24 protein-coding genes are annotated in these 24,319 nt (G+C 46.1%); 6 read left to right on the plus strand and 18 right to left on the minus strand.

The genetic code is table 11. The annotated features are described in order from the left end of the window. Window positions 1-15: 15 nt before the first annotated feature. From VT06_RS03210 to glyA, 9 genes are all read right to left on the minus strand, one after another. Entirely contained in the window at window positions 16-3,111 is a 3,096-nt protein-coding gene (locus VT06_RS03210) for a ligand-binding sensor domain-containing diguanylate cyclase (RefSeq protein ID WP_046552832.1), read from the minus strand. Window positions 3,112-3,160: 49 nt separating this feature from the next. Beyond that, window positions 3,161-3,640, minus strand: a complete 480-nt coding sequence (locus VT06_RS03215; protein WP_046552833.1) for a phosphatidylglycerophosphatase A — start codon at window positions 3,638-3,640, stop codon at window positions 3,161-3,163. Then, entirely contained in the window at window positions 3,637-4,620 is a 984-nt protein-coding gene (thiL, locus tag VT06_RS03220; protein ID WP_235357345.1) for a thiamine-phosphate kinase, read from the minus strand. Before thiL ends, VT06_RS03215 begins: the two co-directional genes overlap by 4 nt. A 14-nt stretch (window positions 4,621-4,634) precedes the next feature. After that, window positions 4,635-5,048 (minus strand): transcription antitermination factor NusB, encoded by a 414-nt coding sequence (nusB, locus tag VT06_RS03225; RefSeq protein WP_046552835.1) that lies wholly within the window; start codon window positions 5,046-5,048, stop codon window positions 4,635-4,637. Window positions 5,049-5,059: 11 nt separating this feature from the next. Continuing rightward, the gene (gene ribE, locus VT06_RS03230) at window positions 5,060-5,524 is read right to left on the minus strand and encodes a 6,7-dimethyl-8-ribityllumazine synthase (RefSeq protein WP_046552970.1); all 465 of its coding nucleotides are present in this window, start codon (window positions 5,522-5,524) and stop codon (window positions 5,060-5,062) included. Window positions 5,525-5,600: 76 nt separating this feature from the next. Next, window positions 5,601-6,710: a bifunctional 3,4-dihydroxy-2-butanone-4-phosphate synthase/GTP cyclohydrolase II gene (ribBA, locus tag VT06_RS03235; RefSeq protein ID WP_046552836.1), complete on the minus strand. Its 1,110-nt coding sequence runs from the start codon at window positions 6,708-6,710 to the stop codon at window positions 5,601-5,603. A gap of 87 nt (window positions 6,711-6,797) precedes the next feature. Beyond that, window positions 6,798-7,937 carry a bifunctional diaminohydroxyphosphoribosylaminopyrimidine deaminase/5-amino-6-(5-phosphoribosylamino)uracil reductase RibD gene (ribD, locus tag VT06_RS03240; RefSeq protein ID WP_046552837.1) on the minus strand — a complete coding sequence of 380 codons (1,140 nt, stop codon included), beginning with the start codon at window positions 7,935-7,937 and terminating at the stop codon, window positions 6,798-6,800. Further along, window positions 7,937-8,389 (minus strand): transcriptional regulator NrdR, encoded by a 453-nt coding sequence (gene nrdR, locus VT06_RS03245; protein WP_019674770.1) that lies wholly within the window; start codon window positions 8,387-8,389, stop codon window positions 7,937-7,939. The genes ribD and nrdR overlap by 1 nt, the downstream gene beginning before the upstream one ends. A gap of 60 nt (window positions 8,390-8,449) precedes the next feature. After that, on the minus strand, window positions 8,450-9,703 hold the full coding sequence (gene glyA / locus VT06_RS03250) for a serine hydroxymethyltransferase (protein ID WP_046552838.1): 1,254 nt from the start codon (window positions 9,701-9,703) through the stop codon (window positions 8,450-8,452). Window positions 9,704-9,942: 239 nt separating this feature from the next. On the opposite strand from glyA, the gene dinB reads away from it, so the two are divergent. Continuing rightward, the gene (gene dinB / locus VT06_RS03255; protein WP_046552839.1) at window positions 9,943-11,004 is read left to right on the plus strand and encodes a DNA polymerase IV; all 1,062 of its coding nucleotides are present in this window, start codon (window positions 9,943-9,945) and stop codon (window positions 11,002-11,004) included. 56 nt (window positions 11,005-11,060) lie between these two features. On the opposite strand, the gene VT06_RS03260 is transcribed toward dinB, so the two are convergent. Then, window positions 11,061-11,273, minus strand: a complete 213-nt coding sequence (locus VT06_RS03260; RefSeq protein WP_019674773.1) for a cold-shock protein — start codon at window positions 11,271-11,273, stop codon at window positions 11,061-11,063. A 265-nt stretch (window positions 11,274-11,538) separates the two neighbouring features. After that, a complete protein-coding gene (locus VT06_RS03265; RefSeq protein WP_046552971.1) occupies window positions 11,539-12,849 on the minus strand; it encodes a DEAD/DEAH box helicase in 1,311 nt (436 codons plus the stop codon). Window positions 12,850-12,968: 119 nt separating this feature from the next. Here VT06_RS03265 and VT06_RS03270 point away from each other — a divergent pair, with 119 nt between their 5' ends. Together VT06_RS03270 and VT06_RS03275 are read left to right on the plus strand one after the other, a co-directional pair. Continuing rightward, window positions 12,969-13,502, plus strand: coding sequence for a DUF2058 domain-containing protein (locus VT06_RS03270; RefSeq protein WP_046552840.1), 534 nt, complete (start codon window positions 12,969-12,971; stop codon window positions 13,500-13,502). 47 nt (window positions 13,503-13,549) lie between these two features. Next, window positions 13,550-14,413, plus strand: coding sequence for a TraB/GumN family protein (locus tag VT06_RS03275; RefSeq protein WP_046552841.1), 864 nt, complete (start codon window positions 13,550-13,552; stop codon window positions 14,411-14,413). Window positions 14,414-14,445: 32 nt separating this feature from the next. On the opposite strand, the gene VT06_RS03280 is transcribed toward VT06_RS03275, so the two are convergent. Next, entirely contained in the window at window positions 14,446-15,183 is a 738-nt protein-coding gene (locus tag VT06_RS03280) for a methyltransferase domain-containing protein (protein WP_046552842.1), read from the minus strand. Between the two features lie 9 nt (window positions 15,184-15,192). Between VT06_RS03280 and gloB the strand changes: the two genes are divergently transcribed. From gloB to VT06_RS03295, 3 genes are read left to right on the plus strand one after another with little or no spacing between them, the layout of a single operon-like run. After that, window positions 15,193-15,990 carry a hydroxyacylglutathione hydrolase gene (gloB, locus tag VT06_RS03285; RefSeq protein WP_235357347.1) on the plus strand — a complete coding sequence of 266 codons (798 nt, stop codon included), beginning with the start codon at window positions 15,193-15,195 and terminating at the stop codon, window positions 15,988-15,990. Between the two features lie 55 nt (window positions 15,991-16,045). Then, window positions 16,046-17,638 (plus strand): LysM peptidoglycan-binding domain-containing protein, encoded by a 1,593-nt coding sequence (locus tag VT06_RS03290; protein ID WP_046552972.1) that lies wholly within the window; start codon window positions 16,046-16,048, stop codon window positions 17,636-17,638. 39 nt (window positions 17,639-17,677) lie between these two features. Further along, complete coding sequence (locus VT06_RS03295) at window positions 17,678-18,178, plus strand: hypothetical protein (RefSeq protein ID WP_046552844.1); 501 nt, start codon at window positions 17,678-17,680, stop codon at window positions 18,176-18,178. Between the two features lie 18 nt (window positions 18,179-18,196). Here VT06_RS03295 and VT06_RS03300 read toward each other — a convergent pair whose 3' ends face one another. From VT06_RS03300 to tyrR, 6 genes are all read right to left on the minus strand, one after another. Then, window positions 18,197-18,445 (minus strand): hypothetical protein, encoded by a 249-nt coding sequence (locus VT06_RS03300; protein WP_046552845.1) that lies wholly within the window; start codon window positions 18,443-18,445, stop codon window positions 18,197-18,199. Window positions 18,446-18,510: 65 nt separating this feature from the next. Beyond that, window positions 18,511-19,152, minus strand: coding sequence for a maleylacetoacetate isomerase (gene maiA, locus VT06_RS03305; protein ID WP_046552846.1), 642 nt, complete (start codon window positions 19,150-19,152; stop codon window positions 18,511-18,513). A 45-nt stretch (window positions 19,153-19,197) separates the two neighbouring features. Then, window positions 19,198-20,214: a fumarylacetoacetate hydrolase family protein gene (locus tag VT06_RS03310; protein ID WP_046552847.1), complete on the minus strand. Its 1,017-nt coding sequence runs from the start codon at window positions 20,212-20,214 to the stop codon at window positions 19,198-19,200. A 23-nt stretch (window positions 20,215-20,237) separates the two neighbouring features. Next, on the minus strand, window positions 20,238-21,371 hold the full coding sequence (locus tag VT06_RS03315; protein ID WP_046552848.1) for a homogentisate 1,2-dioxygenase: 1,134 nt from the start codon (window positions 21,369-21,371) through the stop codon (window positions 20,238-20,240). Beyond that, on the minus strand, window positions 21,364-22,446 hold the full coding sequence (hppD, locus tag VT06_RS03320; RefSeq protein WP_046552849.1) for a 4-hydroxyphenylpyruvate dioxygenase: 1,083 nt from the start codon (window positions 22,444-22,446) through the stop codon (window positions 21,364-21,366). Before hppD ends, VT06_RS03315 begins: the two co-directional genes overlap by 8 nt. A 212-nt stretch (window positions 22,447-22,658) precedes the next feature. Further along, a complete protein-coding gene (gene tyrR, locus VT06_RS03325) occupies window positions 22,659-24,221 on the minus strand; it encodes a transcriptional regulator TyrR (protein ID WP_046552850.1) in 1,563 nt (520 codons plus the stop codon). Between the last annotated feature and the right edge of the window lie 98 nt (window positions 24,222-24,319).

Consider the following 24,319-nt stretch of genomic DNA (forward strand, 5'->3'; position numbering starts at 1 on the left):
AACCAGCCAGGCCTATCACAGTGCCTGGCTGTCGCCTTGGTCAAACCAAACCAGACCTTCTGCCAGTAATTTTTCAATTTGTGCTTCAATATGAGCAGACTCTTCAAACTCAAATGCGTCTAGCTGCGGGTCAAACGCCAGAGTAGCAACGGCATTTTTACCGTTGTGTTTAACGTGGTACAACGCTAACTCTGCCAGCTGCAATGACACTTCCCAATTAATTAACTGGCCACCCAATAGTGGCAACGGATAATGGGCATAACCAATTGAACACGCTAAGCGAACCACCTTGCCATCGGGTAAGTTAAAGGCAGCTTTAGCAACCTGCTCGTTCAGACGGTAACTAAATTGACGAACTAGGTCGATTTGAATATCACGCAGCACCAAGATAAAAGCGGCTCCACTAAAGCGGACCACATAATCAGACCCGCGTGTTTCACGTATTAGCAAGCCACTTACTTGTTGTATCAGGCTATCACCGGCACTATTGCCATACTGATCGTTGATTTGTTTAAAATTGTCCAAATCAACATGCATTAAAGCTAAACATTTTCCTTGTGCCTGCATCGATTCACGATTGCGCTGAAAATGCTCAATATCTTTTGGCAATTGCTCAAACATAAAGCGCCGGTTACGTAAGCCAGTCAAATTATCTTTATGGGTTAATTGACTAAGTTGCTCGTTTAGCTCATTCAACCTGACATTACTATTCTCAAGCTCTTGGGTGCGTTGTTTTACCAAACGCTCTAATTGCAGCTGCTTATATAATGTATTCCGTTTAACTAACCACAAAATACCGTATAAACAACAAAGCAACAGTAACAACCATAACGCCCGATATAACAGGGTTTCATCAAAACGCTCGGGCACGACCAGTTGTAGCTCTGTAACTACCGCATCTTGCCAACTATAGCCTTCCTGACGTACTTGTAACTGAAACAAGAAGTTGCCTGCAGGTAAGTTGGTATAAACCGCCTCACGCCGCTGAGCGACCTCATGCCAATGTTTATCAAAGCCCTCAAGCCGATATCGAAATTGCAACGCATCGGGTTTAATAAATTCCAACGCCGAATAATGCACAGTCAGATTTCGCTCATTCATCTCCAGAACCTGCCGTTGCTGACCGGCAACAATGGCATAATGCTGATTGGTCGTGACCTGTTTAATTAACGGCGTTAATGTCTGCTCAGAGGTACGCTTTAAATTAGCATGAACCGCAATTAAACCCTTTAATGTTGGAAACCAGTACTCGTCTTGCCAGCGCACTATTTTGGCGTGGCCCGCACCATTACAGCAGCGGTTAGGGCCACTGCCTAACTGACGATCGAAGGGTGTCAATACGGCTTCAATAACATAAGGCTGGGTGTTGTCAGTGGGTAAACTAGCCAGTGACAGCCGAAAAATCCCTTTGTGGCTACTGATCCATACCATTTGTTGTTCAGCGTCAAAACTAAAACTAACAGCTGGACCATGTGGCATGCCATTAGCACTGTTAAGCTGTAACCATTTGCTATCAGGGCGGCGGATAAAAATACCATCATCGATGGTACTGACCAGTAACGTGCTATCTGGCAGCTGCAATGCCGCTAGAATATAGCTATTGTAAAGCGCCATTCCCACGCCAAGCCGCTGTAACTTATCTTGTTTATACTGATATAAGCCCCGGGTGGTTCCGATAATCAACTGCTCCAAAGTGTGCTGCACCACGGTAATATTATGCGACTCGAATTGCTCATTTAAGGCAGATAATACTAGTTGGTTATCGGCGGCATAATACAAGCCCCTTGCTCCACCAAGCCAGACACCACCATCGATTGCAGGCTGCACCACTTTTATCGCGTTGCCTTGTAAACTAGGGAAAGGAGTGCTGAGCTCTCGGCTTTTTAGGTTGTACTGCAATAACCCACTATCGGCGCCTAACCATAGCAAAGCCTCTTGCGGCCAATACAAATCGTTGATGGTCTGGCCGCCCAATATGGCAGCATTAAGTAAGGTGGTAAATTCGCCGGTACTACTTAACATTTGCAGCGAAGACTGGCTGGCTATTACTAATTCGTTCGCCGGGGATACCCCGACGCTTCGTACAACAGGATCCGCTAAACCACTAACCAAACGGCGAATATGTCCAGACGTAGCCCGGTAAATGCCATCGCTATAGCTGGCCAGCCAGATATTTTGCTGCGCATCTTCAAATATTTCACTAAACCACGGCGTGGTGCCTAATTCAGCCGTGGTAACAGTTTGCCAATTTTGCTGGTGCTGCTGATAAAATAATTTGCGGTAGCTGGATATCCAACGTCCTTGCTGGCTGTCTTCAAACACTTTATAAACCGGGCTCTGTTCAGTGTCTGGTAATTGGCACTGCTGAATGTCACCGGCAGCAGTTAAATGATAAAAACCACTTTCGCTCGCCAGATGCAAGCCCTGCTCAGTCACTGATATATCATAAATCGGCGTTTGTGCCAGCTCCAAAGGTAATGAGTAACTATTCAGTTGCGTAGTCCCATCCAGCGACAACTGATAAAGCTGCTCGGCCGTACTAACCCAAATGGCATCGTCTACTTTTTCCAGCTGATGAACCTGGCTTCGCACTGCTTCGATCCGGCTTATTATTCCGGCTTTAATTCGAAATAAATTATCGGCTGCAACCCAAATTTCATCATCTGCAACGGCAATAATAGCGGTAACCTCTGCCACTATTGGGTAACGCTCAAATTTCATAGTGGCTGGATTAAAACCGGATAAACCCGCCTTAGTACCTACCCATATATAACCGCTATTATCCCGTAACAGCCGGGTAATGGCATTGCTGGCAAGGTGACGGGTATTGTCGGTAGTAAAGTGATCAAACTGCAGACCATCGAAACGGTTTAGCCCATACAGAGTACCAAGCCAGATATAACCTTGCTGGTCCTGAGCAATTGCTCGTACCGAATTGCTTGACAAGCCATCGCTACTGGTCCAATGCCGGATGTCAAAGTCGTATACTGATTGGTGTGATGTTACAGATTGCGCAGAAGCGATTGCTGGCACTGAAACCGTTTCCTGAGCAACGCTTTGGCCTAACAGACAAACTAAAAACACTAACCCCAGTAACATGACTTTTTTCATTCACTTGCCCTGTGTCGTCGTCCATACAAACCGCTCATTTCAGCAGCAGCTAACTCAGTACCTGATAATGTAATAGTGCTTGCAGTATCAGCCAACATGGCACAGCAGCCAATAAGTCATCGAGCATGATACCTAAACCACCGTGAACCTTTTTATCAAACCATCGAATTGGCCAGGGTTTTACAATATCAAAAAATCGGAATAATAGAAAACCGGCTAATAACGTTTGCACACTCAGCGGCACCAACAGCATGGTTAGGGCGAAACCTATAATTTCATCCCAAACAATGGCACCATGATCATGCTCACCAACATCTTTTGCCGCTTTGCCGCAAACGTAAATACCTAACAAAGTACCCACAGCCAGAAAAAGCCCATACCATATTACCCCCAGCGAGGCGAAGGCCACAATAAAGGGAATGGCGACCAGGGTGCCAACCGTACCCGGCGCCTTTGGTGCCAAGCCGGCACCAAAACCAAGGGCTAAAAAATGCTGCCAGCGGCGAAGCTGAAATTTAACATTATTCATGGGAAATGGACAAAACCCTGATGTTGATAATCAAATGGTTGCTCAGCGGCTTTTAATTCAAGCTTACCGGTAACGCCGGTGATACGGCCAATACAGCTAAAGGGCACGCCATAAGGCGATAGTAGTACATCGAGGCTGCCGCGCTTGTTCTCTGGTACCGTAAACAACAGTTCATAATCTTCACCACCCGATAGCGCCATTTTAAGCGCCATTGATGGCTCACAGCTGTCTCTCAGTGCTTGGGATAGTGGCAGTTTGTTAACATCAATATAAGCGCCAACGCCTGAGCGGCGTAAAATATGCGGTAAATCACCACATAAGCCATCAGAAATATCAATAGCACTGCTGGCAACATTACGTAATGCATGACCCAATGCAACTCTGGCAGAGGGGAAGTGAAAGCGCTGTAATAAGTGGGCCTGATGTTTTTTACTTGCTTCAGCCTGGCCCATACATATTTTCAGGCCCATGGCAGCATCGCCCAACGTACCTGAAACATAAATATAGTCACCGACTTTAGCGCCGGCACGGGTTATGGCCCGGCCACGGGGAACCAAGCCTTTTGCCATCATCGTCAGGCTTAATGGGCCACGGGTGGTGTCACCACCAACAAGCCGGCAATTATAGTAGTCAGCCGTCTCGGCCAAACCAGCTGAGAATTGGCGCAACCAGGCCTCATCTACCTGGGGTAACGTCAATGCCAGTGACAACCAAGCAGGTTCAGCGCCCATTGCCGCCAAATCACTGACATTGACTGTAACCAGTTTATGACCAAGCGCCCTGGGGTCAACGTCTGGAAAAAAGTGCGTACCGCACACCATGGTATCGGTAGTAACAACCAGATCATAGCCGTCGCGCATTTGCAGCACAGCGCCATCGTCACCCACCCCAACAATGACATCTTGCCGGGCAATACCGGCATCAGCAAAAAAGCTGGCGATAAGTTCAAATTCACCCATAGTATGCAAAAAAGCCAACAAATGCCGGCTCTCCGTTAGTTAGTACGAAGTACCCGCACGGCTTTATCCAAAATACCATTAACAAATTTATGACTGTCATCGGCAGCAAACGCCTTTGCCAGCTCTATGGCTTCATTGATAATCACTTTGTAAGGCACATCAAGACGGTATTTAAGCTCGTAAGCCGACACCCGTAATACTGCTTTTTCAACCAGATCTACATCTTCAAATGGCCGCTCTAAAAAAGGTTTTAACACCTCATCCAGCTTGCTGTGATGTAATACCACACCACGTAAGATATCTTGAAAATACGCTACATCTAGTTGTTTAACGTTGTTTTCTAGCAATAGCTGTTGCTCAATGTCGGCAATAGGGTTATGGCTTACTTGCCAGCTATAAATCCCTTGTACCGCCAGGGAACGCGACTGACGACGCACATTTGGTTTCATAAAAATTCCTGTTAAAGCTGGTCCAGCAGATTAACCATTTCCAATGCCGACATAGCGGCTTCTGCGCCTTTATTGCCCGCTTTGGTGCCTGCGCGCTCTATTGCTTGTTCAATACTGTCAACTGTAAGCACCCCAAAAGCCACCGGTAAGTCATGTTGCAAAGCAACCTGACCAATCCCCTTGGTACATTCACCCGACACATATTCAAAATGCGGTGTACCACCACGGATTACGGCACCCAGCGCAATAATCGCGTCGTACTTTTTACTGGCAGCAACCCGTTGTAAGGCTAGCGGCATCTCAAAGGCACCAGGAATGCGAACCACAGTAATATCTTGCTCAGCAACTTTCCCTACCCGTTTTAAGGTATCAACGGCGCCTTCTAACAAGCTTTCAACGATAAAACCGTTGAAGCGTGCTACAACTAATGCGAACTTCTTGCCACTGGCTTCATAGCCGGCTTCAATTACTTGCATGGTAAATCCTCTCAGATCTGGGGCTGCAAAATCAGCCGCGCATAATATCATAAAAACCGCAGGTACAGCATTGCTGTTACTCTGAAACGTAATCCACTACTTCCAGGCCAAAACCTGACAAGGCGTGGTATTTTTTCGGCTGACTCAGTAAACGCATTTTTTTCACACCAAGACTGGCTAAAATTTGTGAGCCTACCCCAACATTACGTGAAGTGCCTTTCCAAGGCGAGGTTTTAGGCTGTTCGCCTTTATCCTCGGCCTCAAACGCTTGCACTGTTCTAATCAGCTCAGCGGTAGATTCATGCTTACCCAGCAACACCAGAACCCCACCTTCAGCAGCAATTCGTTTCATCGCCGTGTGTAACGGAAAACTGCGGTTTGCCGCCCGGTCAGCCAGCATCAAATCAGAAAAGGTATTATGTAAATGTACCCGTACCAAGGTAACGCCATCGGGCTTAATCTCGCCTTTTAACAGGGCAAAATGCAATTGATTATCGATGGTATCTCTAAAAGTGACTAACTGAAAATCACCCACTTCGGTGGGTAGCTGACAAGTAGCGACTTTTTCTATGGTGGTTTCGTTTAAATTACGATATTCAATTAAATCAGCAATAGTGCCAATTTTGATATTGTGCATGCTGGCAAACACTTCCAAATCTGGCCGACGGGCCATGGTGCCATCATCGTTTAATATTTCAACAATTACTGCGGCGGGCTCTAAACCTGCCAGCCTGGCTAAGTCGCATCCCGCTTCTGTATGCCCTGCCCGGATCAACACACCACCATCTTGCGCCATTAACGGAAAAATATGGCCCGGTTGCACAATGTCAGCTGGACTGGCATCACGAGCTACCGCCGCTTTAACTGTCCGCGCCCGATCTGCTGCCGAAATACCGGTGGTCACCCCTTCAGCGGCTTCTATTGACACAGTAAAGTTAGTGGCGAAGGGTGATTTATTAGCGTCAACCATCAGTGGCAAATGTAATTGCTTGCAACGTTTTTTACTTAACGTCAGACAAATAAGGCCGCGGCCGTGCTTTGCCATAAAGTTAATTGCTTCCGGGGTAACGTAGTCAGCCGCCATCACCAGATCGCCCTCATTCTCGCGATCTTCGTCATCCATCAGTACTACCATTTTGCCCTGACGAATGTCTTCGATAATTTCAGCAGGTGTATTAAGTTGCATAGAAACCCTTGTTAAATAAAGCCGCGATGGCGTAATAAAGCTATATCGAAACCACTGGCAACGCCAGCGGCTAAAGCTGGTAATAGTTTAGTTTTCAGGTATGTCTGGTTTTGTTAGCAACGCTGTTAACCGAAGATCTGACCCCACCTGACAGATATCGCTAAAATCAAACCGTTTGGCTTGTGTCAGCTTGGTTAGTTCAGGCAGCATTGCCATAGGCAGCCCTCGCTGCCCAAGCAATAGGGGGGCCTGATACAAAATAAACTCATCAGCAAGTTGCTGCTGTAATATCGCACCCGCTAAGGTCGCCCCCGCTTCAACCCAAATACTTCTTATTTGGCGCTGAGCTAACGCCTGTAATATTGCTGGCAAATCAACATTGCCATCGCTGGCTAATGGTAACGCCAACTGCTCTACCTGAGACGGCATAACGCGTAATACTTGCCCAGGCGCGACACAAAGCAAAATAGGCCCGGGCAAACTAAACAATGGCTCAGCACCAGTTAATTGCTGGCGCCGGTCTAAAATTACCCGCAGCGGTTGACGCAACTGGCCATTATTTAAGGTGCTTATTTGCTTTACACCGTCTGGTTGCCGCACATTTAAGCGGGCATTATCCGCAAGCACCGTGCTGGCGGTAGATAATATGGCACTGCTTTGAGCCCGATAAAATTGCACGTCTGCTCTGGCCTCTGGCCCGGTCAACCATTTACTTTGGCCATTGGCCAATGCCGTTCGACCATCAACACTGGCAGCAAGTTTTAACCTTAACCATGGCCTCTGCCGCTCCATAGCACTTAAAAACCCCGGATTTAATGCTCTGGCCGCAGCACTTAGCAAACCAGTTTCAACGCTAATACCCGCTTGTTGTAATAACGTTACACCCCGACCAGCAACCTCGGGGTTAGGATCGAGCATCGCAATTACAACCCGGCTTACCCCGGCAGCAATTAAGGCATTAGCACAGGGTGGAGTACGACCAAAATGACTACATGGCTCAAGCGTAACATAACATACCGCACCGCGAGCTTGCTTTCCTGCCTCTGCTAAGGCAAACACTTCAGCATGCGCCTCACCAGCCTGATGATGATAACCCCGCCCTACCACTTCATCATGCAGAACAATTACGGCCCCAACATTTGGATTAGGATCCGTGGTGTAACGGCCTTTAGCTGCCAGTTCAAGGGCCATGGCCATAAAGTGTTGGTCTGCTGAAGAAAACGCCACTACTGTTCTCCTAAGCGGGCAATTTCCTCACCAAATTCACGGATATCTTTAAACGATCGATACACCGAAGCAAACCGAACATAGGCTACTTTATCTACTTTAACCAATTCATCCATTATCAGATTACCCAACATATTACTGGCCAGTTCGCGTTCACCAGTAGCGCGCAACTGTGACTTAATTTTTTGGATAAGTTGCTCTATTTGCTCAGTTGATACCGGTCGTTTCTCCAACGACCGCAGTAAACCATTTCGCAGTTTATCTTCGTTAAACGGCTCACGCGAACCATCACGTTTAATGATCCTCGGCATGACTAACTCAGCTGCTTCAAAGGTGGTGAATCGTTCATGACAGGCTAAACATTCACGGCGCCGCCTGACTTGATGGCCATCAGCAACTAATCGGGAATCGATAACTTTAGTGTCATCAGCATTACAAAAGGGACAATACATGGGCAGTTCTCAGAGATAAAAATGGCCGCAAATGCGGCCATAATAGCACTAATTTAATGCTTAAGCATAAACCGGAAAGCGGCTACATAATTCGCCAACGTCCGCTTTTACCCGGGCAATGACACTGTCATCAGCAATATTGTCCAGTACGTCACAAATAAAACCAGCCACCTGACGGGCCTGGGCTTCTTTAAAACCACGACGGGTTATCGCCGGCGTACCAATTCGTAAACCGCTGGTCACAAAGGGTGAACGCGGATCATTGGGTACCGAGTTCTTATTTACCGTAATATGCGCCTTGCCTAACGCCGCATCGGCATCTTTACCTGTAATATTTTTGTCGATTAAATCCAGCAAAAATAAATGATTTTCAGTCCCGCCTGACACCACTTTATAGCCACGCGTCATCATTTCATCGCACATGGCTTTAGCGTTGTTCAGCACCTGCTGCTGATACACTTTAAATTCTGGCTCTAATGCTTCTTTAAAGGCCACCGCTTTGGCAGCAATAACATGCATTAATGGCCCGCCCTGAGTGCCGGGAAACACCGCCGAGTTTAGCTTTTTTTCTATAATGTCATTTTTGCGGGCCAGAATTAAGCCGCCGCGTGGACCGGCCAGCGTTTTATGCGTTGTGGTTGTCACCACGTCAGCGATTGGTACAGGATTCGGATATAGACCAGCAGCCACCAAACCAGCAACATGCGCCATATCTACTAACAAATACGCACCGACTTTATCGGCAATATCACGAAAACGCTGCCAGTCAACAATGCCAGAATAGGCCGAAAAACCGGCTATAACTAATTTCGGTTTATGCTCTAGCGCTAACGCTTCGGCCTGATCGTAATCAATAACACCGGTTTCGGGGTGCAAGCCGTATTGCACCGCTTTATAAAGCTTACCTGACGAGCTAACGTGCGAGCCATGAGTTAAATGGCCACCATGTGCCAAGCTCATACCCAAAATAGTATCGCCTGCTTCTAACAACGCTAAAAATACCGCGGCATTCGCTTGTGAGCCAGCATGCGGTTGCACATTGGCATAATCGGCAGCAAATAATTGTTTGGCACGGGCAATGGCTAAATCTTCAGCAATATCGACAAACTCGCAGCCACCGTAGTAGCGTTTGTGCGGATAGCCTTCGGCATATTTATTGGTAAGTTGCGAACCTTGAGCTTGCAACACCCGCGGGCTGGCGTAATTTTCAGAAGCTATTAACTCGATATGAGCTTCCTGACGGGCCGTTTCATCGCTCATTGCCTGCCATAATTCCGGGTCAAAATCGGCAATATTCATCTCACGCTTTAACATGCTTTCTCCTGGGCGCGGGTTACGCTTACTGGTTCAGTAGATTGGGGAACTCGTTTTCCAATATTCTACCCTGATTCAATTCAGGATGCATTGAAAAATTAGCCATCCAGGCGTCTTCGGTGACTTTAAAAAAATGCCAGTATAATAAAAATGGCCAGCCCACTTTACAGCTCTGGTTCCTTTACAACCGTTAACATGGGGTTTATCATGCTGTATATTAATACAGTTAAACAAAATTTATGATCAGTCAGCGTAAAATTATTCACATCGACATGGATTGCTTTTTCGCCGCAGTGGAAATGCGGGACAATCCCGCGCTGGCAAAAATACCCTTGGCTATTGGTGGTAGCCGAGACAACCGTGGTGTGATAGCAACCTGCAATTATCCTGCTCGCGTTTATGGTGTTCGGTCTGCTATGCCCACCAGTCAGGCTCTTAAATTGTGTCCACAACTGCATTTAATGCCCGGCAGCATGGAAAAATACAAGACAGTTAGTAAGCAGATACGGGCAATTTTCCAACGTTATAGTCCACTAGTAGAACCCTTATCATTAGATGAAGCCTTTCTTGATGTCAGCGATAGTGCACATTTTAATGGCAGCGCCACTCTTATTGCTGAAGATATCCGGCGAGTTATACTTGCCGAAACCGGGCTGACCGCCTCTGCGGGCGTTGCACCTAATAAATTTTTAGCCAAAATAGCCAGCGATGAAAATAAGCCTGATGGTTTATTGGTGATTACCCCGGCGGAGGTGGCAGGCTTTGTTGAAAAACTACCACTGGCGAAAATACCCGGCGTTGGCAGTAAAACGGCTGAACGCTTGGCGCAGCTGGGGTTAATTCACTGCCGGGACATTGCCGGCTGTGATTTAGCAATTCTGGTAAAACATTTTGGCGCAATGGCCGATAGTTTATTAAAACGTAGCAAAGGCATTGATGAACGCCCGGTTCGGACAGAGCGTCATGCCAAATCGGTTGGTGTAGAACACACTTTGGATACTGATATTGATGTCTACCATGACTGCGTTAGCGCCATGACGTCTTTGTGGCCAAAACTCCAGCTGCGGTTGGCTAATCAGGGCGAGCAAGGGCTGCAAAAAATTGGGGTGAAACTTAAATTCAGTGACTTCCGGCAAACCACGGTGGAATGCCAGGCCAATAGCGTGAGCTTAGAGCAATTTTTGCCTTTGCTGCAACAAGCTTGGCAGCGACGACAGCACCAAGGAGTCCGTTTGGTTGGCTTGCAATTAGGTTTTACACCACCTAACCCAGGTCAGCTTTGCTTTTCATTTTACCGCTGAAAAGCTATAATAAAAAAGCCGACTCACTGGTCGGCTCTTTACAAAAAACTATCAGATTAACCGGTTACAGTGACGTTTTCAGCCTGTGGACCTTTCTGACCTTCGGTAACTTCAAAAGTTACACGCTGACCTTCAACTAAAGTTTTGCGGCCGGTGCCATTGATAGCGCGGAAATGAACGAATACGTCTTTGCCGCCTTCGCGCTCGATGAAACCAAAACCTTTATCTTCGTTGAACCACTTAACTGTACCAGAAATTAACTGTGACATAACACTCTCTTACTTTAACTAAATTTGCCGAAATTACGGCGACTTAAATATTACCGGCCAGGTAATCGAGCAGATAAATATTCAAACGCATTATCAGTTAAGCTGATCATGCGGTCAACATAAATACCAGACGAGCAGAAAATATATTTCCTAACAGGCCGTACCGGCTTATTCGCATCTGTCATCGGGGTTTAACGCCAATTAACACGGTGCAAGCTTTCTCAGTGTAGCAGCAAAAACGCTGCATATTTAACCAGCCACTGATTTATTTTTTGCGACGAACCGGGCCACTACCATCATCGCCACCTTCAAAAAACGGCACAGCTTTACTTTTATGACTTGCTGCTGTGGTTTTTGGCGTTTTAGCAACGTGGGTAGCTGTGGCTGATTTTTTAGCAAGCTTGGGTCGACTAGGGGCTGCAGCAATACCTGAAAACTGCGCGGGCAATGCTTCTACCACCGAAAACTCAATCGCCTGTCGTAAAAAACCCTCAATATTCTGTAAGCTCGGCCAATCTTTTGGTCCAACTAACGAAATAGCGTGCCCTTTAGCTCCTGCGCGGCCGGTTCGGCCAATCCGGTGAACATACTCTTCCGGGTGTTTCGGTAAATCAAAATTAATAACGTGCGACACCTGCAGTAAATCAAGGCCGCGAGACGCTAAATCGGTGGTAACTAATACCTTGAATTTACCGGTAGCAAATTGCTGCATTACACTATTACGTTGCTGCTGGCTTAATTTTCCACTTAAGCCCACAGCAGATAAGCCCGCTGTTTCACATACTGTAGCTAAGCGCTCAGCATCGGCTCGGGTCGCGGTAAACATAATCAGTTGCCGTATATCTTGCTGCTTTAAAAAGTGGGTCAGTAAAGCTTCTTTATGACTGAGGTTATCGGCCAGAAAAAACTGTTGCTCAATATCCTGATGCGGCTGATAACCTGCGCCAACAGCTACCCGGTAGGGGTTTTTTAATAGTGCCAGCGCCAGATTATCAACCTCAGCGTGGTCAAGGGTGGCGGAAAACAGCAGCGTTTGTCTTAAGCGATGGGTAGCCGCTTTGTTTATCACCGTTAATTGTGGCAAAAAACCTAGGTCAAGCATCCGGTCGGCTTCATCCAGAATAAGCATTTCCAGCCCTTGTAAAAACAAGGTTTTGTGCTCAAGGTGGTCAACAAAACGCCCCGGTGTGGCCACCACGATTGTTGGTTGGCGTTTCAGGATTTTTTCCTGATCGTTAAAGTTTTCACCCCCCACTATTAACGCTGCAGTAACCGGCGTATTGGCAACCAGCAACCGCAACTGAGCATAAACCTGTTTTGCTAATTCGCGGGTAGGTGCCAGAATTAACGCCCGGGCATCTTGCTTTGATAACGCACGACTTTTTAACAAGCGCTGCATCATCGGTAATAAATAAGCCAGTGTTTTACCCGAGCCGGTTTGCGATGACACAATTAAATCACGCCCTACCATTACTGCAGGTATTGCTTCTTGCTGGATTTCAGTAGGCTTATCAAAGCCTAAATGCTGAACTGACCTTAATAAGCGTGGATCTAACGCTAAATCTTTAAATGGCAAAATTAACCTCATCAACTAGGGGTACCGTTATATGATAACCGAACTAGCCAATTTGAGTTAATAAGATTGCTTAAGGTACACTATAACGCTTGTTCACTTCCTAACCTGAGTAGCCCAAAATGAGTAATGCGTTTCGTGACCAGCTGCTAAAAGCAGGCTTGGCTGATGCCAAAAAAGTAAAAAAAGTAAAAAAGGAAAAACACCAGCAAAAAACCCAAGCTGGCAAAAACAATATTATCGACAGCAGCTCGGTAACATTGGCGCAGCAGGCCAAAGCCGAACAGGTAGCGCGCGATCGCGAGTTAAACCGGCAAAAACAAGCTGATCTGGCCCAAAAAGCCGTAATAGCTCAAGTAAAACAAATGATAGAAACCAATACCATTAGCAGTAAAGGTGAAATGGGCTTTAATTTTGTTGACGGTAAATTGGTTAAGAAGTTGTATGTGGCTAAAAAAGTGCATGATGAGCTCAGCCGGGGTTTGCTGGCAATTGCCAAACTTAACGAGCAGTATTGTTTGATCCCGGCCGCAGTAGCTGAAAAAATTATGCAGCGTGATGCCAGTAGTATTGTGCTGCTAAATACCAAGCAACAAAATGTAGACGAAGATGATCCTTATGCCGATTATCAGATCCCTGATGATTTAATGTGGTAGCTAATGTGTTCACCAAAACACACACAATTTTTAATCAAGGAGACCCCATGCATTTATTGGTTAAGTTTATAAGCCTATCTTTATTATTGGTTAGCAGTTCACTCTGGGCTGCCAGCGTCTGGAAAGTCAGTAAAGATGGCAATCATTTTTATCTGGCAGGCACCGTCCACTTACTTAGCAAAAGTGATTTTCCGCTGCCATCCGCTTACGACACCGCCTTTAATACCAGTAGTCAGTTGTTATTTGAAACCGACTTAAATGCACTGACCAGCCCAGCCGGGCTGACAAAAATGATGCAACAAAATACCTACAGTGATGGAAAAACCTTAGAGCAAGTGTTATCGCCTGAGATTTATCAACAGCTTAAAACCTACGCCACTGAGCGCAATATGCCGGTTGCGGCTATCAGCCGTTTTAAACCGGGTTTTGCCGCCATGATGTTAGCCAGTGTTGAAATGCAACGCTTAGGTGCCGCTGAAACCGGAGTAGATATGCATTATATGCAGTTGGCGCAACAGCAAGGTAAATCGATTAAGGGATTAGAGACGGTGGATGAGCACCTGGCGGTGCTGGAGGGAATGAATCAGCTTGATGCCAACTTAACCATCCAATCTACTCTGCAAGACATGCATAAAGTTGAAGGCCAACTGGTCGAGATGAAACACGCCTGGCGATCTGGTGATAGCGCTAAACTAGAAAAGCTATTTATCGGTGATTTACAGCAAATACCGCAACTGTATGACATTTTACTGGTTAACCGCAATCATGCCTGGCTACCGCAGCTGCAAGCTCTGACCAACCGTAAACACACAACGATGGTTTTAGTTGGAGCCTTACATCTTGCCGGCGCAGATGGACTATTAACGCTATTACAACAGCAAGGCTACTCGCTACAGCAGCTTACCGAATAAGCACAAGCCATGCCCGCACTGACACTGCACAGTTATCGACATCCTTTGCGGGCACTTACCCCTTTAACCCCCTCGCTAAACGCGGGGGTTAATTGCCAGCGTGGCCGGATAGGTGTTAGCGGTAACTCACGTTTACGGGCCACCAGCAAATAACATCCGGCAAAATAATTCAGATAGGTCTCAGCAAAACGCTGCATACTATTATTAGCATATTCATTGACTAACATACTGCCATAAAAAAAACGTTGTTCAGATAACACTTCAAAACCAATAAGATGTAACCAGTCTTTTACCCGACCAGCAGAGAAAAACCGTCCTTGCCAAGGATAACGTTGTTTTAACCACGGCGCCGAACCCGCCAGCGCCAACAAGCTAAATGGATTAAAGCCGGTTAATAATAAATATCCATCTGGGATCAGCACCCGATGTGCTTCCCGGACGATATGGTGAGGATCGCTCTGATACTCCAGGCACTGGCTCAGCAGCACTGCATCAATACTATGGCTATCTATTGGCAACGTATCGGGTAAGCCTATTAGATGACTATTGCCGTTATCTGTACTGCCTAAATGCACCTGGTGCTTGATTTTGCAGCCTGGCAAAACCAGATCGCTACTCAAATCACCTACTTTTAGTAAATAATAACCAAATATTTGCTGCCACCATGGCTGTAAATGCTCACCAATTGCTTTTGCTAAGGCCGGACCTTGCAAAAACGCCTGCCAACTGGCCGGTACTTGCGGTTCGTTTTCGTTCAATGCCGGTTTCATGATAAAGTTATGCCTGCTTTAACGTTAAGAGAGGATCTGATGCTGACAATAAGCCCGCTAACTGCCTTTGAGGATAACTATATTTGGTGTCTGAGTCAGCCTGCCAGCCCTTTTTGCGTGGTCGTTGACCCCGGTGACGCTAAACCAGTATTGGACTATTTGCAACAACAGCAAAAAAGCCTGTATGCTATTTTGGTGACACATCACCATCCAGACCATACCGGCGGTATCAACCAATTACAAGAGGCTTACCCCAACGTCAGAATTATTGGGCCCGCAGCCGAACAGGCAAAAATAACCTCGTTGACTGAGCAAGTCAGGCAAGGAGATGTTATCGAACTTACCCCTTTTAACTATCAATTTCAGGTGCTGGAGCTACCGGGCCATACACTGGGCCATATTGGCTTTTACACTGCACCTTACTTATTTTGTGGTGATACTTTATTCAGCGCTGGCTGTGGCCGTTTATTTGAAGGTAGCCCGGCGCAATTACATCACTCTTTACAGAAACTGGCAGCACTGTCAGATAACACCCAAGTGTATTGCACGCATGAATATACCCTGGCCAATTTACGTTTTGCCTTAAGTATCGAACCTGAAAACCATGCGTTAATTCAATACCAGCAACTCTGTCTGCAATTACGCCAGTCCAGCCAACCAACCCTGCCCGCAAGCTTAGGCAACGAAAAAAAGGTAAACCCGTTTTTACGATGTGAAAACAAAGGCTTGCAACAACACTATCGAGAAGATACTTCGCTTGGCTTATTTACCCGGCTGCGTTCAATGAAAGATCAGTTTAAATCCTGACTTGCAATCAGGCTTTGAACAGGTAACATACATTTTTTTTGTGCGGAATAAATTAATGCTTTTTAAAATCTCTGCCGTCATGTTAGTTGCGCTGCTTAGCGGCTGTGTCGGCACCACAGGTTCCGTTCCGGAAATTACAGAAATCATTAAAAAAAAGACGACGTCGGTTAAGTTATCGGGTGCTAGCGCTGAAGATATTGCCAATCGATTGTGGCTTGGCGATAATCCGCCGGAACAGTTAGTACCGCTTGATGCCACCGAATTAGAAGACCTATGGCAACGTATTCAACTACAACTTACGTTCAACGTGCCGCAAACTCGGCCAATTGTTGAACAACGTAATTTCTACAGTCAGCATCAGAGCCTTCTTGACCGGGTGTCGAATAGAGCACAACCGTTTTTATATTATATTGTGCAGGAACTTGAAAAACGCAATATGCCACTAGAATTGGCGTTATTGCCGATTGTTGAAAGCGCCTTTGATCCTTTTGCTTATTCACATGCCCGCGCGTCAGGCATGTGGCAATTTATGCCCGCTACCGGCAAACGCTTTGGCCTGAAACAAAATTTCTGGTACGACGGCCGACGTGATGTTGTTGAATCAACCCGGGCAGCATTGGATTATCTTCAGTATTTACACGATACCCTAGAACACGACTGGTTAAATGCTATTGCGGCCTATAATGCTGGCGAAGGCCGGATTGGCCGGGCTATTCTTGCCAACAAAAAGCGACGGCTGCCTACCGATTTTTGGTCACTGGATTTACCAGCTGAAACCACCGTTTATGTGCCTAAACTTTTAGCACTGGTTGATATTTTAAAGCGACCAGATGATTTTGATATTGTCTGGAAATTTATTGCTAATGAACCCAAAATTACCATAGTGCCCATTGATGGTCAGATTGATCTGGCCATAGCCGCAGATTTAGCTGAACTTAGTGTCGCCGAGCTACAAGCTTTAAATCCTGGCTTTAATCAGTGGGCAACCGATCCGGAAGGTCCGCATCAATTGGTACTGCCATTGGCTAAGGCTGATAACTTCAGTAAATTATTGGCACAAACACCGGTCGCAGACCGGTTGCAATGGCAAAGCTATACCGTTAACGCTGGTGATTCGCTGGGTAAAATTGCCAGCAAATATCAAACCAGCATTGATGCTATCGGCCGGCTTAATAAGCTTAGCGGCAATACTATCCATATTGGTCAGCATTTATTAATCCCCGTGTCTGCACAGGCTGCAAATAGCTATGAACTTAGCAAGCGCAATCGTATTGCCAAGGCACAAAATCGTCCTGCCGGTAGCATTAAAACCGAGTACATTGTAAAAAGTGGTGATACGTTATGGGACATTAGTCGAGCCAGTAAAGTAACCGTGGCAGACTTAGCTAAATGGAATGGCATGGTGCAGCGCGATCCATTAAAACCAGGTCAGAAACTGGTGATGTGGCATGGTAGCGATAGCAATATCAGCAGCGCAATTACCCGCACGGTTAACTATAAGGTGCGAAAAGGTGACTCGTTGGCACGAATTGCCCAGCGCTTTAGTGTGTCAGTTGCTGAAATTATTAAATGGAATGACATTAATACTGAGCAATATTTACAGCCTGGCGAGCAGCTAAAGCTGATTGTTAATGTCACTCAAGTGTAATTGGTTATACTTATTCACACTGTATTACGGAGCAACGAAATGAAAACGTGGATCATCTTGATCAGTTTGTTGTTTAGCCTGCCGGCTTTTGCTCAATTTCAACTTATGGGTAATGGCAGTTATACATTGCAAAATGGCAATAACGTGCCGCTGCAATATGGTTTTAGCTATATTCGCCAAGACGGTGAATTTCATTTTACTGCGGGTAAGCAAAGCCTGACGGTTAGCAGCTTACCGCAAAAATATTCATTGGCACTGATCTTACAAAATGAAGATGAAGTCTGGGTGCACGATTTTATTAATGCCCCCATTAGCGGATTTGATTACGACATAAGTGGTTTTAAATTAACCTTAACTCAGGATCCGTCACTAAAAGACGGCCGCGGTAACTTCATTTTACATTATGACGGTGGCCGCTACCGCTTCGACCGTGGTCCGGGCCAGATTAATTTTGTGTTTAACGATGAGGGCATTGCCCGGCTAGAAATTAAGGGTATGTTTAAATTACCCAATATTAAAGTACAAGAAGAGGTTAAGTAAGTGGAACTGTCAGGTAAGTTAATCTGGTTCGCGTTGCAACTGCAGCGCCGGCAAGCTACCTGAGCCGATACATAACAGTGGTGCTAACAACGTCATAAACCAATAGCTTTGTAGTTGAACGCCATGCCACAGCGCGTACAAGGCAGCGCTTAATTGAAATACCACACCAAACAAACCAATATAAACCAAGGTGCGGTTTACAAGACGCTGGGGCATGGTAAGTAGTGCTTTATGTTTGGCCTTTGCAACAGGCTTTAATTCAGCCATTACTATACGTCATCATTATTTTATTCATTATAACCAGACTTAATCATCACTATAATTGGGCATCACTATAATTGCGCATCACTTTGTTGCTCGGGCGCTGCCAGCGCAAAGCCTGCCAATTGCTGACAATGATGATAAACCCGGCTTATGGTTGGATATTCCAGCGTATCAAGCTTAAACCGCAACGCGTTGTACATTTGCGGCACCAAACACACATCAGCCAAAGTAACACTGTCACCATAACAAAACTCACCGGCAGTTTTCAGCAATCGCTGTTCGAGGGCACCAAAGCCAGTATGCAACCAGTGATGGATCCAGGCTATTTTCTGCTGTTCATTCAGAGCCAATGGCCCAGTTAAGTATTGCAACACCCGCAAATTATTTAACGGATGCATGTCACAGGCAATGTCTAACGCTAACGAGCGCACCTGAGCTTTAGCAGCAATATTTTCTGGCAGTAATGCCGGTTCCGGATACATTTCGTCGAGGTATTCAATAATAGCCAGTGACTGATTCAAACTAAGCTTGCCATCAACGTAGATCGGTACCAGCTGATTGGGGTTAAGCTGCTGATACTCAGCGCTATGTTGTTGGCCACCATCTTTAAGCAGATGCACAGGTATTGTCTCAAAGCTTAGTTGCTTCAGGTTCAGTGCAATACGCACCCTGTAGGCAGCAGAAGAGCGCCAATAGCTATAAAGTTTCATAATATTACCTTTAGCACTTAGAACCCGCTGCTGCTGGGAACGTAGTTAAGCTTTATATTGCACCACTTGCTGGTCGATAGCACCAAAAATACTCTGACCATCGCTATCCAGCATCTCCATTTTAATGCTATCACCAAACTGCATAAAGGCGGTTGATGGTTTACCATCCCGAATGGTTTCAATCATCCGGATCTCGGCAATACAGCTATAACCCACACCACCCTCGGCGATGGCAGTACCGTATTCGGTACCCTGCTTGTTCGACACCGTGCCTGAACCAATTACCGCACCAGCACCCAAATTGCGAGTTTTAGCAGCATGAGCAATCAACTGGCCAAAGTTAAAGGTCATGTCGACACCAGCATTGGGCTTACCAAAGGCTTTACCATTGTAAGTGGATAACAACGGTAAGTGCAGGCGACCATCTTGCCACTTGTCACCCAGCTCGTCAGGCGTCACGGCTACCGGACTAAAACTGGAGGCAGGTTTTGCGTTAAAAAAGCCAAAGCCTTTGGCCAGTTCGTTGGGAATTAACCCGCGCAGCGACACGTCGTTAACCAGCATCAACAAACGTATTTTCTGCAGCGCTTGCTCAGGACTAGTCGCCATAGGTACATCATCAGTAATAACAGCCACTTCACCTTCAAAGTCAATACCATGCTCTGTGCTGATCGCTTCAATCTGGTCACGGGGGCCAATAAAATCGTCAGAGCCACCTTGGTACATTAACGGATCAGTCCAGAAACTTGGCGGCATTTCGGAATTACGCGCTTTGCGCACTAACTCGACATGATTAACATAAGCGCTGCCATCGGCCCATTGATAAGCACGCGGCAACGGCGATTCCGCTTGCGATGAATCAAACGCTATTTCACCTGCTACCTTACCGCTATTTAGCGCCTGATATACGGCATTAGCTTTGCTGGCTAAAGTATCCCAATTATCTAGTAACTGCTGCAAGGTTGCCGCCACGGCAGGTACTGCCACGCAGCGGCTTAAATCACGGCTAACGACGACTAACTTACCGTCGCGGGTATTGTTTTTTAAACTTGCTAACTTCATATCAATCCTTAACTTGCCCAAACTTAGGGTGCGGTTTTCCAGCTATTAACATAATCGGGGTTTTCGGTAGCCAGTGCCGCCTCGCCAAATGATAAAGCATCGCGGGTATCCAGCATTACTGCCACTTCATCGGTAAACTTCTTTTTATGCTCACGGCCGGCAGCAAAAGCTTTGGGATGTGGGCCATGAGTAAAGCCCGCCGGATGAAATGTCACCATGCCTTTTTCTATGTTGTCACGACTGAAAAAATCACCGGCATGGTAAAACAGCACTTCATCATAATCATCATTATTATGGAAAAATGGCACTTTTAACGCCCCGGGGTCGCTTTCAATTGGCCGTGGTACAAAGGTACATACGACAAAGCGCTGCGCCACAAAAGTGGTATGTGCTGATGGTGGCAAATGATAGCGATGACTCATCAACGGCCTTATATCCCGCCAGTTTATGCGCATTACCGTTAAATCGCCGTGCCAGCCAATAGCATCGAGTGGATTATAAGGGTAGGTAATGACAGACACCTGACCATGGCGTTTCACTTCAACCTGCCAGCGTTGCTCGCTGTACTGTGCTTTAAATTGCGGGTTAATCTTTGGCGTGTCTAGCATGGCAGGATCAAATATCGCATGGTTGCCTACCAAGCCTTTTTCTGGCAGCTGGTAGCTGTCATTGGTCGCTTCAACCAATAAAATAAACATCGGCTCTTTCGGCACCAAGCGCCACATCGTTGAGCGTGGGATAACAACATAGTCACCATCACGCAGTGTCATATGGCCATAATCACAGTACAACTCTGCACTGCCTTCATGAATAAACAGCAACTCATCGCCATCAGCATTACGTGCTAGTTTACTCATGCTATCACTAAGGCGCCACGTCCGCATTTTGCAATGGCTATTAAACAGCAAATCCGGCACCGCCCACGGCGATTCAGTGTTATCCAGCCCAATGTCATTAAAGTTGAACAGGTGCGGCCTTAGTGGCCCCTGCCAGTCACTCCAGCCCGTTGGCGCATGAGTATGATGAAAATGTGTTGCCGGGCCAAAAAAACCATTTCGACCCGTTTCCCGCTCATAAATAGCTTGCTCAGGAAAATCAGCATGCGCCTGTCGTGATACATCGCCTTCCTTTAACGGAAAAGATGCCCATTTACGCATTACTTAACACTCCGCGCTGAATTTGATCTTCTTCGATAGACTCAAACAAAGCTTTAAAGTTGCCCTCGCCAAAGCCTTCGTTGCCTTTACGCTGAATAATTTCAAAGAATACCGGGCCAATCACCGTTTTAGTAAAAATTTGCAGTAAAATACCGTCTTTCATTGGTGCACCGTCAATCAGGATGCGTAATTCACGCATTTGCTCAAGATCTTCTTCGTGGCCTTCAACTCGGTCGTTAACGTTGTTGTAATAGGTTTCCGGCGTTGGCATAAAGTCCATACCCCGGCTGCGTAGCGTTCGCACCGTTTCATAAATATTGTCAGAGGTCAGTGCGATATGCTGAATACCCTCGCCTTTATATTCACGAATAAACTCTTCAATCTGTGACTTATCATCCGAGGATTCATTAATTGGGATACGAATTTTGCCACAAGGCGCAGTCATTGCCTTAGAAACCAAACCGGTCAGTTTGCCTTCAATATCAAAATAACGGATTTCACGGAAATTGCCGATATTTTCATAGAAACCAGCCCACAGGTTCATATTGCCGCGCATGACATTGTGTGTTAAATGATCAAGCACTTCCAAACCAACACTATGCTTAGCCATTTCAACTTGCCAGTTAGCGTAATACTTAAAATCAATGTCATAAACTGAGCTGGCACCGTAGCGGTCGACAAAATACAGTAAGCTACTACCAATACCATACACGGCAGGAATATTGAGCTCCATTGGACCAATCTGATTTTTATACTCTTTAGCGCCATTAGCCAGTGCATGCTTTAAGGCTGCAGCAGCATCGGTAACCCGAAAGGCCATTGCACAAACTGATGGGCCATGCAAACGGGCAAATTCTTCAGCCTGAGAGTTAGGTTCGGCATTAATAATAAAGTTGATATCACCCTGTTTGTATAGCCAGGCTTGTTTTGAGCGATGTTTAGCTACTTCAGTAAAGCCCAGAGAACTAAATAAGTCTTTCAGTTTTTGAATACCTTCAGCATCAGCCGCCGTGTATTCAACAAACTCAAAACCATCTGTACCCAGTGGATTAATAGTATTTTTAGTATTTTGCATTAAGAGACGCTCCAAACAACAAATGTGGACGCTATCATGCGCTTACCAACAAAAAAAGGAAGAGGCTACCTAGCAGTAATCGTCTGGACCCACGCCGGAAAAATCGTACACATTTAAGTACAAAAGCTAAAGCATTACATTTATGTCAATATAAAGGCCGGCAGGTAAGCCTGCCAGCCCATATAGAGTAAACTTAATGCTACAGGCTGTAATTATATTTTTACAGTCTTGCGGTTAATGCCGTAATCCCGCAGCTTGTTGGCGACGGCGGTATGGCTTAAGCCAAGCTTTTTTGCTAACTGGCGTGAGCTTGGATAAGCCGGATATAGCTTACGCAATAAGTTAGCTTCAAAGCGTTTTACTGCCTCATCCAGCGTACCGTCAAAATCCTGCTCTAAATAACCAAAGTCACTGGTGTAGCTGGGCAATTGCAAATGATCTTTTTCCAGTTCATAACCATCGAGCAAGGTCACGGCCCGGTACAGTGCATTCTCCAACTGCCGAACATTACCTGGCCATGGGTATTGTTGCAGAAACTGGCCACAGCTTTCCGTTAGCCTAGGTGCTTTACGATTAAGACGAGCAGCAAACCGGGCAATAAAGAACTCTGCTAGCGGCACCACATCTTGCTTACGATCACGCAGTGGCGGTAATGTTAAGGTTAATACGTTAAGCCGATAGAATAAATCTTCCCGAAAGCGACCTTCTTGCACCATGCCAGGTAAATCTTTTTGGGTAGTACAAATAACGCGCACATCCACTTTCACTTCGTTTTCATCTGCCACCCGCCGAAAACTACCATCCTGCAAAAAGCGGATTAACTTCGTCTGCAACTGTTGCGACATCTCACCGACTTCATCCAGAAATACGCTACCACCATTAGCTTGCTCAAAAATACCCTTTTTACCCTCAGCACTGCCAGCAAAGGCATTTGCGCCATAACCAAACAATTCTGACTCGGCAACGTTATCGGGCAACGATGCACAATTTACCGCTAAAAAGGGTTTACCAACCCGACTACCAGCCGCATGACAGGCGCGCGCCAGCAGCTCTTTACCAGTACCTGTTTCACCCATAATAAGAATAGGCGCATCCAGCTGAGCCATTTTTTTAGCTTCCCGAACCACTTTTCGCATCAGGTTACTGTTGGCCTGCAAAGTATTGAAACTTTCCTGATCACCCTTTTTAAAAGCCACCATATGCTGACCTAAACGGCTCTCAGACTTTAAATTTATTACCGCACCAGCCAAAATTTGATGGCCAGTTTCATCTGGAACCATTACCGGTAAAATATCAGCGATAAACCGTTTCCCATGGATTTCAAAACGACGGGTTTGAGCTAATACCTCGTCATTTTCCAACCAGCGTTGGAAATTAAACCCTTTAACCATGCTCTGCAAAGACTGGCCTTCAATATCGTGCTGGGCTACTGACAACGCGTCCAGTGCCGCATCATTAATTATCGTAACATTGGCTTTTACATCAATGGCAATAAGGCCATCGGGTAACGTTTTAAGCAAGGTGGTCAGTTCATTATGCTCTCGTTCGGATGGCAAAAATGCGGTAGTTTTAACGTCCACTACTCCGGCAATACGCCGGATCTTAGCCATTAACTCCTGAAATCTTTCAAAATTAACGGTCGGAAACGACACGTACATCCGATTAAGTGAAGGGTCTACTTCAATACCCCGTAAATCGAGCTGGTAGCCCACCAGAATATTTAATACTTCCTGGGCAAGCCCCAAGCGGTTTTGACATTGAATTTCTAAACGCATAACAGCGACACATCCCGAAACCTGTTGATAATGGCATAATACGGCAGTAGACAGCTGTCAGACCAGCTTTTTTGTAAAGATATATGCACAATTAAGGC

The sequence above is a fragment of the Arsukibacterium sp. MJ3 genome (assembly GCF_000987765.1).
In the GTDB taxonomy this organism is placed as follows: Bacteria; Pseudomonadota; Gammaproteobacteria; order Enterobacterales; family Alteromonadaceae; genus Alishewanella.

Bases quoted from the DNA above. Each gene is read 5' to 3' on its own strand.
- VT06_RS03210 (WP_046552832.1), bottom strand. From the start codon at position 3,111: ATGAAAAAAGTCATGTTACTGGGGTTAGTGTTTTTAGTTTGTCTGTTA.
- VT06_RS03215 (WP_046552833.1), bottom strand. From the start codon at position 3,640: ATGAATAATGTTAAATTTCAGCTTCGCCGCTGGCAGCATTTTTTAGCC.
- nusB (WP_046552835.1), bottom strand. From the start codon at position 5,048: ATGAAACCAAATGTGCGTCGTCAGTCGCGTTCCCTGGCGGTACAAGGG.
- ribE (WP_046552970.1), bottom strand. From the start codon at position 5,524: ATGCAAGTAATTGAAGCCGGCTATGAAGCCAGTGGCAAGAAGTTCGCA.
- ribBA (WP_046552836.1), bottom strand. From the start codon at position 6,710: ATGCAACTTAATACACCTGCTGAAATTATCGAAGACATTCGTCAGGGC.
- nrdR (WP_019674770.1), bottom strand. From the start codon at position 8,389: ATGTATTGTCCCTTTTGTAATGCTGATGACACTAAAGTTATCGATTCC.
- glyA (WP_046552838.1), bottom strand. From the start codon at position 9,703: ATGTTAAAGCGTGAGATGAATATTGCCGATTTTGACCCGGAATTATGG.
- dinB (WP_046552839.1), top strand. From the start codon at position 9,943: ATGATCAGTCAGCGTAAAATTATTCACATCGACATGGATTGCTTTTTC.
- VT06_RS03260 (WP_019674773.1), bottom strand. From the start codon at position 11,273: ATGTCACAGTTAATTTCTGGTACAGTTAAGTGGTTCAACGAAGATAAA.
- VT06_RS03270 (WP_046552840.1), top strand. From the start codon at position 12,969: ATGAGTAATGCGTTTCGTGACCAGCTGCTAAAAGCAGGCTTGGCTGAT.
- VT06_RS03275 (WP_046552841.1), top strand. From the start codon at position 13,550: ATGCATTTATTGGTTAAGTTTATAAGCCTATCTTTATTATTGGTTAGC.
- VT06_RS03280 (WP_046552842.1), bottom strand. From the start codon at position 15,183: ATGAAACCGGCATTGAACGAAAACGAACCGCAAGTACCGGCCAGTTGG.
- gloB (WP_235357347.1), top strand. From the start codon at position 15,193: ATGCCTGCTTTAACGTTAAGAGAGGATCTGATGCTGACAATAAGCCCG.
- VT06_RS03290 (WP_046552972.1), top strand. From the start codon at position 16,046: ATGCTTTTTAAAATCTCTGCCGTCATGTTAGTTGCGCTGCTTAGCGGC.
- VT06_RS03295 (WP_046552844.1), top strand. From the start codon at position 17,678: ATGAAAACGTGGATCATCTTGATCAGTTTGTTGTTTAGCCTGCCGGCT.
- VT06_RS03300 (WP_046552845.1), bottom strand. From the start codon at position 18,445: ATGGCTGAATTAAAGCCTGTTGCAAAGGCCAAACATAAAGCACTACTT.
- maiA (WP_046552846.1), bottom strand. From the start codon at position 19,152: ATGAAACTTTATAGCTATTGGCGCTCTTCTGCTGCCTACAGGGTGCGT.
- VT06_RS03310 (WP_046552847.1), bottom strand. From the start codon at position 20,214: ATGAAGTTAGCAAGTTTAAAAAACAATACCCGCGACGGTAAGTTAGTC.
- VT06_RS03315 (WP_046552848.1), bottom strand. From the start codon at position 21,371: ATGCGTAAATGGGCATCTTTTCCGTTAAAGGAAGGCGATGTATCACGA.
- hppD (WP_046552849.1), bottom strand. From the start codon at position 22,446: ATGCAAAATACTAAAAATACTATTAATCCACTGGGTACAGATGGTTTT.
- tyrR (WP_046552850.1), bottom strand. From the start codon at position 24,221: ATGCGTTTAGAAATTCAATGTCAAAACCGCTTGGGGCTTGCCCAGGAA.